The 14,051-nt window shown below is 69.1% G+C and carries 13 protein-coding genes; 9 read left to right on the top strand and 4 right to left on the bottom strand.

All coding sequences use genetic code 11. The features are described from left to right. Positions 1 to 7 precede the first annotated feature (7 nt). The 6 genes from VFL28_13530 (at position 8) to VFL28_13555 (ending at position 6,255) form a co-directional block, all read left to right on the top strand. Positions 8 to 928 (top strand): ABC transporter permease, encoded by a 921-nt coding sequence (locus VFL28_13530; protein HET7265680.1) that lies wholly within the window; start codon positions 8 to 10, stop codon positions 926 to 928. Continuing rightward, complete coding sequence (locus tag VFL28_13535; GenBank protein ID HET7265681.1) at positions 925 to 1,848, top strand: ABC transporter permease; 924 nt, start codon at positions 925 to 927, stop codon at positions 1,846 to 1,848. Before VFL28_13530 ends, VFL28_13535 begins: the two co-directional genes overlap by 4 nt. Positions 1,849 to 1,937: 89 nt before the next feature. Further along, positions 1,938 to 3,464, top strand: coding sequence for an ABC transporter substrate-binding protein (locus tag VFL28_13540; protein ID HET7265682.1), 1,527 nt, complete (start codon positions 1,938 to 1,940; stop codon positions 3,462 to 3,464). A 25-nt stretch (positions 3,465 to 3,489) separates the two neighbouring features. After that, complete coding sequence (locus VFL28_13545; GenBank protein ID HET7265683.1) at positions 3,490 to 4,506, top strand: D-cysteine desulfhydrase family protein; 1,017 nt, start codon at positions 3,490 to 3,492, stop codon at positions 4,504 to 4,506. A 17-nt stretch (positions 4,507 to 4,523) separates the two neighbouring features. Beyond that, positions 4,524 to 5,264 (top strand): ribonuclease activity regulator RraA, encoded by a 741-nt coding sequence (locus tag VFL28_13550; GenBank protein ID HET7265684.1) that lies wholly within the window; start codon positions 4,524 to 4,526, stop codon positions 5,262 to 5,264. A 94-nt stretch (positions 5,265 to 5,358) separates the two neighbouring features. Next, positions 5,359 to 6,255 carry a DUF3830 family protein gene (locus VFL28_13555; protein HET7265685.1) on the top strand — a complete coding sequence of 299 codons (897 nt, stop codon included), beginning with the start codon at positions 5,359 to 5,361 and terminating at the stop codon, positions 6,253 to 6,255. A gap of 7 nt (positions 6,256 to 6,262) precedes the next feature. Here the strand turns inward: VFL28_13555 and nikC are convergent, their stop codons facing one another. From nikC to VFL28_13575, 4 genes are all read right to left on the bottom strand, one after another. Beyond that, entirely contained in the window at positions 6,263 to 7,120 is an 858-nt protein-coding gene (gene nikC / locus VFL28_13560) for a nickel transporter permease (protein HET7265686.1), read from the bottom strand. Then, entirely contained in the window at positions 7,117 to 8,043 is a 927-nt protein-coding gene (locus tag VFL28_13565) for an ABC transporter permease (protein HET7265687.1), read from the bottom strand. Before VFL28_13565 ends, nikC begins: the two co-directional genes overlap by 4 nt. Positions 8,044 to 8,061: 18 nt before the next feature. Beyond that, positions 8,062 to 9,549: an ABC transporter substrate-binding protein gene (locus VFL28_13570; GenBank protein ID HET7265688.1), complete on the bottom strand. Its 1,488-nt coding sequence runs from the start codon at positions 9,547 to 9,549 to the stop codon at positions 8,062 to 8,064. A gap of 210 nt (positions 9,550 to 9,759) precedes the next feature. Next, positions 9,760 to 10,464, bottom strand: a complete 705-nt coding sequence (locus tag VFL28_13575; protein HET7265689.1) for an RraA family protein — start codon at positions 10,462 to 10,464, stop codon at positions 9,760 to 9,762. Between the two features lie 178 nt (positions 10,465 to 10,642). Here VFL28_13575 and VFL28_13580 point away from each other — a divergent pair, with 178 nt between their 5' ends. From VFL28_13580 to VFL28_13590, 3 genes are read left to right on the top strand one after another with little or no spacing between them, the layout of a single operon-like run. Continuing rightward, positions 10,643 to 12,235: an ABC transporter substrate-binding protein gene (locus tag VFL28_13580; protein HET7265690.1), complete on the top strand. Its 1,593-nt coding sequence runs from the start codon at positions 10,643 to 10,645 to the stop codon at positions 12,233 to 12,235. Between the two features lie 47 nt (positions 12,236 to 12,282). After that, positions 12,283 to 13,206, top strand: a complete 924-nt coding sequence (locus VFL28_13585) for an ABC transporter permease (protein ID HET7265691.1) — start codon at positions 12,283 to 12,285, stop codon at positions 13,204 to 13,206. Beyond that, positions 13,176 to 14,051 carry an ABC transporter permease gene (locus tag VFL28_13590; GenBank protein HET7265692.1) on the top strand — a complete coding sequence of 292 codons (876 nt, stop codon included), beginning with the start codon at positions 13,176 to 13,178 and terminating at the stop codon, positions 14,049 to 14,051. Before VFL28_13585 ends, VFL28_13590 begins: the two co-directional genes overlap by 31 nt.

The following is a 14,051-nucleotide window of genomic DNA, read 5'->3' on the forward strand; positions in this document are numbered from 1 at the left end:
CACGCGGGTGGGCGCGTATCTTGTCAAGCGGCTTGCCTACTCGGTGTTCGTCGTCTGGGGCGCCGTCACGATCGTTTTTGTGGTGGTGCGCCTGATCCCGGGCGATCCGGCGCAGCTGATGGTCGGGGCCGAAGGGACGCGCGCGGACGTCGAAGCCCTGCGGCACCGCCTCGGACTCGACCAGCCGCTCGCGGCGCAGTACGTGCGCTACCTCGGCCAGGCGGCGGCGCTGCGCTTCGGCAACTCGCTCCGTCTCGAGGTTCCCGCCGCGGCCGCGGTGGCGCAGCGCGTGCCGGCGACGGCCACGCTCGCCGCGAGCGCGATGGTGCTCGGCGTGGCGGCGAGTATGCCACTCGGGATCGTCGCCGCGCTCCACCGGCAGTCGATCCTCGACCGCGCCGTCGCGGTGGTCTCGCTCATCGGGCAGTCGGTACCCAACTTTTGGCTCGGCATCATGTTCATCCTGATTTTCGCGCGGGGCCTGCGGTGGTTCCCGAGCGCCGGGACCGGCGGCCTCGAGCATCTCGCCCTGCCGGCGGCGACGCTCGCCCTGCTGCTCGTCGGCGTGCTGACGCGTCTAGTGCGCAGCGGGCTGCTCGACGTGCTCGACGAGGAGTACGTCCGCTCCGCCTACGCGAAGGGCCTGCCCGTCCGGCGGGTGATCAACCGGCATGCGCTGCCGAACATGTTGATCCCGGTGGTGACGGTCGTCGGCCTGCAGCTGGGATCGCTGCTCGCGGGAGCCGTGATCGTCGAGACCGTGTTCGGCTGGGCCGGCGTGGGCCGTCTACTGGTCGATGCGATCAGCAACCGCGACTACCCGATCGTGCAGGCGGCGGTGCTGTTCATCACCGTGGGATTCATCGCGGTGAATCTGGTCGTCGATCTCAGCTACGCGTACCTCGATCCCCGGATCCGTTATCGATGACGGCCCGGGTCGGGGCCGCGGGGGCGGCGCGGGCCGCCGGCGGGCGTTCCGGTGAAGCGACCTGGCAGGCGGGACAGCGCCGCCGTCAGCAGCGCCGGGCACGGCGCCTGGCGGCGTGGGGTGTTCCGGTCGCGCTCTTCGTCGTGATCGCCGTGGTGGGCCCGATCCTGGTGCCGTACGACCCGGTGACCGTCCGGCTCGCCGACCGGACCCGGCCGCCCGGAGCCGTGCTGCACGACGGCAGGCGCGCGTGGCTGGGCACGGATCAGGTCGGCAAAGACCTCGTCGCGCAGGTCCTCCAGGGCGCCCGCATCTCGCTGCTCGTCGGGGTCGCGACCGTGGCGGTCGCCGGGGTCATCGGGCTCGCGACGGGGGTGCCCGCGGGCTACTTCGGCGGGGCCGTCGACGGCGTCCTCATGCGGCTTGCCGATCTCCAACTCGCGTTCCCCTCGCTGTTGCTGGCGATCCTGATCGCGGCCGTGCTCGGACGGAGTGTCACCAACGTCATCATTACCTTGTCGGTGACCCGCTGGGTGACCTTCGCTCGGGTGACGCGCGCCACCACGCTCGCGATGCGGGAGCGGGAGTTTGTCACCGCGGCCAGGGCCACCGGCGCGAGCACCCGGCGGATCATGAGCCGGCACATCGTGCCGCTCACCGTCACGCCGCTCGTAGTGGTGGCGACCGTGGAACTCGGGCTGGTGATCCTGGCCGAAGCCTCGCTCAGTTTCCTCGGGCTCGGGACGCCGCCCGGCCATCCGTCCTGGGGCCTCATCATTGCCAACGGGCGCAACTACCTCAGCACCGCGTGGTGGATCTCGACGATCCCGGGGATCGCGCTCAGCCTCGTAATCCTGGCCGTCGGCCTGTTCGGCGATCAGCTCAACGAGTATCTGAACCCAAAGGCGGCATCGCGGTAACCGGCGAAGCGTTTCACGCGGGAAGCGACGTTTCTGGGGGGAGATGATCGGTCATGGACACATCTCCGAGCGGTGGCAAGAGGGGTGCGATGACGCGCCGCGCATGGCTGCAGGGCACCGCGGCGGTCGCAGGCGGAGTCCTCGGCATGGGCACGCGGTGGAGTCTGCCGGCGTCCGCCGCGCCGCCGTCGAGGGTGCCCGCCGGCACTTTGACCGTGTCGCTGCCGGCAAGGATCGTGGGGCTCGATCCCCTCGGCACGCAGGCCGCGGAAGAGTCGCTCAGGACCGCGACCGCCGGCATCTTCGATACGCTCGCCGTCCGCAGCCCCCGGTCGGCCACTTACCTTCCGTCGCTGGCGACGAAGTGGGAGACGCCTGATCCGCTGACGTGGGTGTTCACGCTCCGGCCGGGCGTGAAATTCCAGGACGGCACGGCGCTGACCGCGAACGACGTCAAGGCGTCGCTGCAGCGTCTCGTGGCGCTGAAGGGACCCTACGCGCCGCTCTGGGTCGCCCTGGATACGGTCGATGCCCCGAGTGACACCACCGTCCGCATCAAGACGAAGACGCCGTTCGGCGCGATGCTGCCCAACGTCTCGCTGCTCTCGATCGCCCCCGCGGCCAAGATGGATCAGCCGGGGTTCTTCACGAAGCCGTTCGGCTCGGGCCCTTTCCGCGTCGTTTCGTATCAGCCGGACGCCGAGTTGGTGCTCGAGGCCAACCCCGGCTACTGGGGACCGGCGCCTGGGGTCCGGACCCTGCGGTTCAAAGACATTCCGGAGGTGGCGGCCCGTGTCACCGCCCTCATCACCGGGGAGATCGATCTGACCTTCGGGCTGCCCCCCGACCAGATCGCGGCGCTTCAGGGGCACAAAGACATCCGCCTGATGAGCACTCCGTCCTTCCGCTACTACATGGTCTGGATGAACTGCAAGCGCGCCCCGTTTCCGGACGCCCGGGTGCGCCAGGCCATGGCCTACGCGCTCGACGTCGACACCATCGTCAAGACGCTGATGAAGGGCATCGGCCGGCGAATGAGCGCCCCGATCCCCTCGACGGCCTTTGGGTACGCTCCGCAGCGGCCGTTTGCCTACGACCCGGCGAAGGCGAAACAGCTGCTCGCCGCGGCCGGGCGTCCGTCCGGGTTCGAGTGCACCATGATCTGGAACCCGGACTCCGGCCCCCAGGACCGCGAGCTGGCCCAGGCACTCTTCTCGTACTGGAACGCGGTCGGGATCAGGGTGCGCGACGGCCAGGCGGAACGTCCGCAGTGGCTGGACAAGCTGCTCAAACTCGACTGGGACCTGAACTTCCAGTCCAACGGCGATGCGACAGGCGACGCCGACTTTGTGCTGCGGCGCCTGTACACGACCCAGGCCAACCGGAACGGCTACGCCAACCCGCAGCTCGACCAGATCCTGAACGGCGCGGTCGAGACGGTCGACCAGGCCCGGCGCAAGCTCCTCTACGCGCAGGCGTGCGAGATCATTTGGGACCAGGCCGTCGGCGTCTACCCGGTGGAGCTGATCCAGACGTACGCGCTGCGCGGGGGGGTTGAAGGGTTCGTCCTGACCCCGAACTACCCGACGTTCGAGTCGGTCACCGTCCGCCGGTAGCGTGGGCGGCGGGCGAGGGGCGACGATGCGGGGACTGGACCGCCTGCCGCGGGTGTCCCTCGTGCGGGCGCCGACCCCGCTCGAGGACGCGCCGCGCCTCGCGGCGGCGCTCGGCGTGCGGCGCCTCCTGGTCAAGCGGGAGGACCTCACGGATCTCGCGCTCGGCGGCAACAAGGTGCGCAAGCTCGAGTTCCTCTTCGGCGAGGCGCTCGCCCAGGGGGCCGATACGATCGTCACCACGGCGAGCGCGCACTCCAACTTCCTGCGCATCGTGTCGGCGGGCGCGCGCCGCTTCGGTCTGCGGCCGGTGCTGCTGGTGCGCGGCCGGGCGGATCTGCCGTCCGAAGGCAACCTCCTCCTGATGCGGCTATTCGCGGAACGCATCGTCTATCTCGACACCGAGGACCCGTACGCGGATACGACCATCGCCACGATGCGCGACCTGGAGCAGGAGCTCCGGCGGTGCGGGCGGCGCCCGTATCTGATTCATCTGGCCGCGTTCTCCGCCGGTCTCGCCACCGCCGCGTATGTTCCGGCCGCGGAAGAACTCGCCGCGCAGCTCCGGGAACGCGGGGGCGGCTGCGATCGTATCGTGCTGGCCGTCGGGTCCGGCGGCACCTACGCCGGCCTGCTGCTGGGCCTGCGCGCGGCGGGCGTCTCGGCGCCGGTGCTCGGCGTTTCCGTCAACACCGCGGCCGGCGAGATGCACCGCCGCATTCGCGACCAGATTCGCGCGGCGGAGGACCTCCTCGGCATGACGCCGTCGGTGCGCGACGACGAGATCGACATCACCGACGCGCACGTCGGGGCCGGCTACGGCATTCCCACCGCCGACAGCCTGGCCGCCGTCACGCTGGCCGCGCGCACCGAAGGACTGCTGCTGGACCCGATCTATACGGGCAAGGCGTGGGCCGCGCTCGCCCACGCGGTCCGGACCGGCGCGGTCCGGCCGCCGGACACGGTCGTGTTCATGCACACGGGCGGGGCGCCCAACACCTTCGTTCACGGCGCCGAGATCTCGGCGGCCCTCCCGGCGACGTAGGCGCGGGGGCGGCGCCGATGCACGGTCCGGATTTCCCGCGCCCGCGCGCAGAGACGCTGGCGCCGCTGCGCCGAGCGAGCACCGCCACGCTCACCACGATCTTTAGGCGGAAGAAGGGCATCACGAATATCTGGATGCCGCTGCGGCCGCTGTTTCCCGGAATGAGGGCCGTCGGGCCGGCGCTCACGATCAGAAGCGTGCCCGGCCGCGACGACCTCCAGCCGATCGCCTACGCTCCGGGGACGCTGTTCCCGGGCCATCCCGACGAGGCGATCGAGGCCGTCCAGCCGGGCGACGTCGTGGTGCTGGACGGCGGCGGCGCCGCCAACGAAGGGCTGTTCGGAGACCTCCTGACGCTGCGCATTAAGATGAAGGGTGCGGCCGGCATCGTCTCCGACATGTGCGTTCGCGACTCGCCCCGCCTGGCCGAGAAGGGTGTGCCGATCTTCTGCAGGGGATGCGTGAGCCCCGGCGGCAGCGTGTTCAACGTGGACTACAACGTGCCGATCGGATGCGCGGGGGTGTTGGTCTGCCCGGGCGACATCATGGCCGGGGACGACGACGGGGTCGTCGTGATTCCACGCGCCATGGTCGAGGACGTGGTGGACGAAGTCCTCCTGCACGAAGATCGGGAAGAGTACATCCGCCTGATGCTGTCGCGCGGCGCGCCGCTCGAGGGCCTTTATCCGATGGGGCCGGAGATGGAACGGCGCTTCCTGGAGTGGCGGCGCGAGACCCACCCCCGGCCGGACAAATAGCGCCGTAGGGAGAGTCTCCGGCCGGCGGCGAACGCACCTCGATGGACAGCGCACTTACCGAAGATCCTCAAGGGGGACCCAACGGATGAGGTTCATGGAGATCGAACTCGACGGCGCGGTATGCCGGGCACTGTTGAACGAAGAGAAGGCCCCCAAGACCTCGCAGGCCGTCTGGGAGGCGCTGCCTTTCGAGGGCCGCGCCGTCCACGCGCAGGTCTCGGGAGACATGTTCCGGATGTTGGACGAGGCGCCCGTCGGCGAGCTCGACCTCGAAAGCGCCACGTTTTTTCAGCATCCGGGGTCCGTGGTCTTCTATCCTCCGATCAAGGAGATAGCGTTTTGCATCGGCGAGGCCGCGTTTGCCGCCACGCAAGGGTTCTTCAAAGTCACTCCGCTTGCGGAACTGGAACCCGATTTCAGCGAGTGGGCGAAAAAAGGCGATGCGTTGCGGCTCAGCGGCACCAAGCGGATTCGATTCCGCCGCGCTGCCGACCAGACGACGCCGTTCCGGTATCGGGCCCGCCGCGGGCGCAAGCTCGAGGTGCAGTTCGGCGGCGCGCGCCTCACCGCGACGCTGCTCGAGGACGAGTACCCCAAGGCGTCCCGGGCGTTTGCCCGCCTGCTGCCGCTCGAAGGCCAGGCGGCGAACTCCATGTGGGGCGCCGCGATTACCCGTTTCTATCCCCGATCGGCGCGCCGGCCGGGAGTCCGTCTGTCCGGGGCGATCGAACGCGGCACCACGTTCCACTGGCCCGGTTACATCTATTACGACCCCGCCGACCGCGGCATCTGCCTCTGCTACGGGGACGCGGCGGAGGGCCTGCAGGGCAATCCAACAGCCCTGGTCCCGGTGGCGTGCTTCGACGGCGACATCGCCCCCTACGTGCAGCAGGCGCAGCGCCAGCTCTTGGAGGGCGCCAAGCCCATGTCGATCACGATGGCGGGCGGGGCACCCACGCGCCGGGGGCGAGCGACGAAGGGACGGCGGTAAGCCGGGCCTAGCCTCTCAGCCGAGGATCGAGAACGTCTCGCAGCCCGTCGCCCAGCGTATTGATCGCCAGCACGGTGACCATGATGGCGAGCCCGGGAAAGGTCGTCAACCACCAGGCGCGCTGCAGCCAGTTCCGTCCGGCATTGAGCAGGGCGCCCCACTCCGGCTGCGGCGGCTGCGCGCCGAGGCCCAGGAAACTCAGCGACGCCGCGGTGAGGATCGCCGCGGCCATGTTCAGCGTCGAGAGGACGATGATCGGCGCCGCCACGTTCGGCAGCAGGTGGCGGACGAGAATCACCGGCGAGGGGACTCCAACCGCACGGGCGGCTTCGACATAGGGGTACGCCTTGGCCTGAAGTACCGCGCCCCGGACCACGCGCGCGTACGACGGGATGCCGGTGATGCCGACGGCGATCATCGCATTGGTCAGCCCGGGGCCGAGTATCGCGACGATCGCCAGGGCGAGCAGGATGCCCGGAAACGCGAGCATCAGATCCACCAGGCGCATCAGGCCCAGGTCCAGAAAGCCGCCGTAGTATCCCGACGCCAGGCCGACGACGACGCCGGTCGCGCAGGAGATGCCGACCGCCACCAAGCCGACGCTGAGCGACAGCCGTGCCCCGTGCACGACGCGCGTGAAGAGATCCCGACCGAACTCGTCGGTGCCGAACCAATGCTGCCGCGACGGCGGCCACAGCGCGTCCTGCGGCCGCATCTGGTAGAGGTCCGCGCCGGCGACGATCGGCGCCAGGACGGCGATCAGCACGAGGGCCAGGAAGACCGAGCCGCCGGCCACCATGTGGGGATGCCGGCGGATGCGCCGCCACGCGGTCGCGCGCGTCCCGGGAGACGCCGCTGCGATCACTCGAAGCGAACGCGCGGGTCGAGCACCGCGTATGACAGGTCGACGGCCAGATTGACGGCGACGTACAGCACCGCGACGAACAGCACCGCGCCCTGGACCACCGGAAAGTCCTTGTTCAGGATCGCGTTGACGATCGTCCGCCCCAGTCCGATCCGCGAAAATACCGTCTCGACGACGAACGCGCCGGCCAGCAGGCGCCCCAGCTCGAGGCCGAAGAACGTGATGACCGGGATCAACGCGTTGCGAAAGGCATGCCGCATCACGACCGCGGGTTCGGCCATGCCTTTCGCCCGCGCCGTGCGCACGTAGTCCTCGCCGAAGGTTTCCAGGAGGCTGCTTCGGACGAGGCGGGCGAGGCTTGCCATGGGCGCGAAGGCGAGCGCGATGCCCGGGAGCACGAGGCGGTTCGGCCCGCCCTGGCCGATCGCGGGGAACCATCGGAAGTGCAGCGAGAACACGAAGATCAGCAGCGCCCCAAGCCAGAAGCTGGGCATCGACACGCCGACGAGCGACACGAACATCGCCGCGCTGTCTCCCCACCGCGTGCGCTGCACCGCCGCGAGGATCCCGAGGGGCACGCCGGCGGCCACCGCGATCACGAGCGCCGCGGCGGCGAGCTCGATCGTGTACCGCGCGTTTTCGATCAGGAGTGCCAACACCGGCCGGTTGAAGCGAATCGACCGGCCCCAATCGCCGCGGGCCATGTCGCCGGCGTAGCGGACAAACTGTACCGGGAGAGGGTCGGTCAGTCCGAGCTCATGGCGCAGTGCGTTCATCGCTTCGGGGGAGGCGACGCCGCCCTCCCCCAACAGCAGCACCACCGGATCTCCGGGCACGAGGTGCAGCATCAAGAACACGAACGCCGTGATCCCGGCGAGCACCGGCAGCGTGGACAGCACCCGCCGTGCCGTGTACGACGTCATCGCGCACGGGCGGGCAGGTCACCGGGTGATGTAGGCGTCATAGAACAACGGATATCCCACCGCGTCGAACTTCACGCCCTGCAGCGTGCGGCGTGCCCCCAGGATGTTGTTCTCGTAATACAGGGTCAGGGGCAGCGCATCGTCCATGACCTTCCGCATGACCTGCCGGTAGAGGCGAATCCGCGCGCCCATGTCGGCGAGACGGCTCGCCTGGAGCAGCATCCGGTCCACGTCGGGATTGTTGTAGTGGAACCAGTTGAACGGGATGTTGGTCGAGTAGTAGAGGGTGCGCAGCATGTCCGGATCCGGCCAGATGAAGAACGCGAGCGTCATATTGTGGTCGCCCTTGTTGATCCCCTCGTACCACGCCGCGCGGGCGAGCGCTTTGATCTCGAGATCGATGCCCACCTGCCGGAGTTGGGACTGGAGGTACTCCGCCGTCGGCTCGGAGCCGATATTCGGGATGATATAGAGGCTCATCCGCAGCGGCTGCCCGTCCTTGGTCCGGACGCCGCCGGGACCGGGCCGCCATCCGGCCTCCTCGAGGATCTGCCGGGCCTTCGCCGGGTCATACGTATAGATCTTCTCGAGGCTCTTGTCGTAGCCGGCCATCGGCGGGGACACCGGACCTCGTCCCACGACGTGCTGCCCGTAGTAGAGCGTCTTTACCAGGGTGGCGGTATCGACCCCGAACTCGATCGCCCGGCGGACGCGCACGTCGTTCGTCGGCGCGCGCTGGCTGTTGATCAGCACCACGCGCCCGGCGCCGGTCTCGAGCTGTTTCAGGACGTAGAGGTTGGGGTCGCCCTGGACCTGCGCCACGCTCTGCTCGGGCAGCGGCTCGATGAGATTTGTTTCGCCGTTCTGCAGGGTCGCGAGCCGGGTCGAATCTTCAGGGACCGTGCGGACCACGAGCCGCTCCAGATACGCCGGGCCGGAGTGGGCCTTCCCGGCCGAGGGCGGCCAGGCGTAGTCGGGGTTGCGCACCATCGTGATGTGGTCTTGCGCGACCATCTCGACGAATTTGAACGGCCCCGTGCCCACCGGATGCTGCGCGAAATCCCGGCCCCAACTCTTGACCGCCGTCGGTGAGACGATGCCCAGCCACGGCTGGCTCAGCGCGTTGAGGAAGGGACTGTACGGCTCCCTGAGATGCACGCGAATCGTGGACGCGTCGATAACCTCGCTCGAGGCGTACGGGCCGATCGCGGAGATGGCGGACGTGGATCGTGTCGCCGGGTCGACGATACGATCGAGGCTCACCTTGACGGCCGCGGCGTTGAACGGCGTGCCGTCGTGGAACTTCACCCCCGTGCGGAGCGTCAGCGTGTAGGTTTTGCCATCCGGGGCGATCGTCCACTTGGTGGCCAGCCACGGATGGTACGCGCCGTCCGGGGTCATGTACACGAGTCCGTCGTACAGGTGCGCGAGCACCCGCTGCGACACTCCGTTGGCGGACGCGTGCGGATCGGTGGTGCTCGGCTCCTGGCGAATTCCGAGGGTCAACGTGCCTCCCGGCGTGGGGGCCGCCGGGGCCCCTACGGCGACGGCCGAGGCTACGAGAACGGCCGCGATCGCCGCCAGCGCGGAGCGCCATCCCGATCCGTGTGGTGCGAGCATCGAGAAATGCCCCCTTTCGCCATCTTCAGTCACGCGCGTTGTCGTCGGTCTCGCGGCTTTCTGTGGCATCGGCGCGCGTTCCTATCGCCGGCCCTGCTAGTCGGGCGCGCCGCCGTCGATCGCGAAGCCCTGCTTCCGCAGCCCCTCGATGATGCCGTCGATCGCGGTGACCTCGCCGCGCTCCAGCACCGGCTGAACACGCGCGTGGCGCTGCTTGAGGTCCTGGACCTGCCCCAACACCCACTCCGCGGCGGCCGCCGGGATGACGGCGATGCCGTTGGCGTCGGCCACCACGATGTCGCCGGGATGCACCACCACCCCGCCGCACGCGACCGGAACGTTCACCTCTCCGGGCCCGTCGAGCGGCGGAGTCGCCGTCGCCTGGTGGCGGGCGAAGACGGGAAAGTCGACGGCCTCGGCCTCGTCCGGATCGCGCGCCGCGCCGTCGATGATCACGCCCGCGACGCCTCGGCGCCGCATCCCTTTGCTGACGTTGCCGCCCCAGACCGCGTAGGCGTCGATTCCCCATGCGTTGACCACCATCACGTCGCCCGGCTGCGTCTGCTGCATCCCGAACTTGATGACGTTGAACCCGCCGCGCGGAACCGCCACGGTCACGGCCGGCCCGGCGATCCTGCGCCGCAGCGGATAGATCGGGTGGATGCTCGGATGGACCGTATGCGACGCGTGCATTACGTCCGAGAGGTCGGGCGGCGCAAACTGGGCGAGGCGCCGGATCACGTCGGGCGATGGACGCCGAATCGTGCGAAAACCTCGAAAACCAAGCTGTTCTACCGGCATGAGCGCCTCCCGAGGGCGGTGGTCGGACGGTCGGCCACGACGAATATCAGTGTTCAGATACAATAGCGGCCGATCGCTGTCCTCGGAAGACCGTCCGGCCCAAAAAAGGCCGCGCACACCACGACGTTGTAAGTAATTGGGAACGCGCACACACACAGCGAGGGTACAGGGGGCGACGATGCGGCGAACGTGGCTTCTGCTCGTGGCGTTGGCGGTCTTGAGTCTTCCACAGGTCGGGTTCACCGCTGCGGGGCCGCAGCGGGGCGGGTCGCTCGTCTACGCGCTCGACGGAAGTCCGGACCGGATCGACCCGAACCTCTCCGGGCTGCGGACGGCGCAGATCGTCTTCTTCCAGATCTTCGACCCGCTCCTCGTCCGCGATCCGAAGGACAACGCGTTCAAGCCGTGGCTTGCGACCTCGTGGGAGGTGTCGCCGGACGGCAAGACATACACGTTTCATCTCCGGCCGGGCGTGCGCTTCCAAGACGGCACGCCCTTCGACGCGGCCGCGGTGAAGTTCAATTTCGACCGCACGCACAACCCGGCGCTCGGCGCCCGCTGCGGCGGCTGCGCGGTCGGATTCTACGAGTCGGCCGATGTCGTGAACCCGGCGACCGTGCGCATCCACCTCAAGTCGCCGTGGGCGCCGTTCATGGATGCGGCGAGCCTCTTCTACCGCATGGTCTCACCCGCCGGCGTCCGCAAGGCCGGGGACCAGGACTTCGGCCGCCAGCCGGTCGGCACCGGACCGTTCCGCTTCGTAGAGTGGGTGCCGAACGACCACGTAACGCTGGAGCGCAACCCCGGCTACAACTGGGCGCCGTCGATGTTCACGCACCAGGGCCCGGCCTACCTCGACCGGGTGACGTTTCGCATCATTCCCGAGCCGTCCACCCGCGTCGGCGCGCTGCAGAGCGGTGAGCTGCAGGTGACCACCGCGGTATCGCCGCAGGATTTCCAGCGGCTGGCCCGCGACGCGCGGTTCCGGCCGATCATCGGCCTTGCGCCCGGCTCGCCGTACAACTGGGCGATCAATATCACGAAGGCGCCGACGGACGATCTCGCCGTCCGCCAGGCGATGGAGTTGGGCATCAACCGCGATCTCATCGCTCGCGTGGTCTACGGGCCGTTCCAGCAGTACGGCGCCTACCGGCCCGCCTTTACGATGCTCAGTCCCGTCACCTGGGGCTACGACAAAGGCTCCGAGATCTACCGCTACGATCCGGCGAAGGCGAAGGCGCTCCTGGACGCCGCCGGCTGGAAACTCGGTCCGGACGGCGTGCGGGTGAAGGGCGGCCAGCGGCTCGCGCTCGTGTTCAACGCCTGGGAGCACGGCATCCCGGAGCTCGTGCAGTCCGAGCTCCGCGGCATCGGGATGGACGTCAAGATCGGGATCTACGACGCGCTGACCGTGAACGAAAATCAGCGGAAGGGCCAATCCAACCTTTCGCCGCTGCCGGGCGCGCGCACCGATCCGGATGTGCTGTCGGCGTTCCTGCACTCGCGGAACGCCGGGGGCGGCGGCTTCAACTTCTCGTTCGCCAGGGATCCGATGCTGGACCGGCTGTTCGACGAGGGTGCGACCGAGGTCAACACGGCGAAGCGCAAGCAGATCTACGCGGAGGCGCTGCGCTACGCGATGGACAAGGCGTACATGCTGCCGATCACGACTCGGGACAACGTTTCACTCGAGTCGGCCAAGGTCCAGGGGCTGCGCTTCGACGCGACGGGCTTCTTCCCGTTCCTCTACGACACGTCGCTCGCGCCGTGAGGTCCGCGGCCGCGCGAACAGGCGAACGGCCCGGCTGACGGGCCGGGATGGGGTCGTTTCTCGGCTACAGGCTGCTCCACAGCGCGTTCGTGGTCGCAGGGGTCCTGGTGTTGGTGTCGGTGATGATCCATCTCGTCCCGGGCGACCCGGCGCAGCTGATGGTGGGCGACGCGCCGGTGTCGGCGGAGCAGCTGCGGATCATCCGGCACAGCCTCGGGCTCGACCGGCCGCTCTACGTGCAGCTCGCGGACGACGCGCGGCGGTTCGCCGCGGGGGACCTGGGTCGTTCCCTGCGCTCGGGCCGGCCGATCAGCGACAGCCTGCGTGCCGCGCTGCCCTCAACGCTGTCGCTCGCGGTCGCGGCGATGGTCTTCGGGCTGCTCGTCGGAGTCCCGGCCGGCGTGCTGGCGTCCGTTCGCCGCGGCGGCTGGCTCGACACCTCGGTGACCGCCTTCGCCGTCGTCGGTATTTCGCTGCCGTCGTTCTGGACGGGGATCCTGTTGATCGTGGTCTTCGCCGTGCAGCTCGGCTGGCTGCCGACCAGCGGGCAGGCGGGGCTGCGCGCGCTGGTGCTGCCGGCGCTGACCCTGGGATGGTACCCGGCCGGCGCGCTCGCGCGGCTGCTCCGCAGCTCGATGCTGGAAGTGCTCCGGAAAGACTACGTCGGCGTGGCACGGGCGAAGGGCCTGCGTGAACGGACCGTCGTCGTCCGGCACGCCCTCCGCAACGCGCTCTTGCCAACCGTGACGCTGGGATCGGTCCAGTTCGGCACGCTGCTCAGCGGGGCAATCGTGACCGAGACCGTCTTCGCGCGGGACGGCGTCGGCCGGCTCGTGGTCGACGGCATCTTGCAGAGGGATTTCCCCGTGGTGCAGGGCGTGGTGCTCCTGATCGCCGTGATCTACACACTCGTGAATCTCGCCACGGACATCATGTATGCGTGGCTCGACCCGCGCATCCGGTACTCGTGACGGCCGCCGCGCCTCGATGGGCCCGGTTGCTGCGGCGCGCCAACGGCGCGAGCCGCGCGGCGTTTGTCTTTCTCGCGGCGATCGTCGCGGTCGCGGCCGTGCCCGGACCGGTGGCCCGGTACGACCCGGTCCAGATGAGCCCCGAGGCAGTGCTCGCGTCGCCGTCCGCGGCGCATCCGTTCGGGACGGACGAGTTCGGGCGCGACATCGCGAGCCGCGTAGTGTACGGCGCCCGCATCTCGCTCGGGTATGCCGTGCTGGCGACGGCGATCAGCATCACGGCCGGCACGCTCATCGGCGTGACGACCGCCTACTACGGGGGCGCCTACGACAACATCCTTATGCGCGCCGTCGACGTGCTGATGGCGTTTCCGGGCATTCTGCTCGCGCTCATCGTGGTCACGCTGCTCGGGCCGGGATTGACCCACGCGATGGTGGCGGTCGGGATCGGCCAGACGCCGGGGGCGGGTCGCGTCGTCAGAGCGGCGACCCTCGGCACGAAGAGCAACCTGTACATCGAGGCGTCGCGCGCCGCGGGAGGCTCCGGCACCTGGATCATGTGGCGGCATCTCTTGCCGAACATCCGGCACGTCGTCCTCGTCCTAGCCACGCTCGGCTACGGCGCCGCGATTCTGATCGGGGCGTCGCTGAGCTTTCTCGGGCTCGGCGCGCAGCCGCCCACCCCCGAATGGGGCAGCATGCTGGAGACCGCCCGCGGATATCTGCAGAGCAACTGGTGGGTCGGTGTGCTGCCGGGCGTGGTACTCGGCGCCACGCTGCTGTGCGTGAACGTCGTCGGCGATCAACTGCGGGACATTTTCGACCCGAGCCTCAGGCTCGATTAG

This window comes from bacterium, from assembly GCA_035691305.1.
In the GTDB taxonomy this organism is placed as follows: domain Bacteria; phylum Sysuimicrobiota; class Sysuimicrobiia; order Sysuimicrobiales; family Segetimicrobiaceae; genus DASSJF01.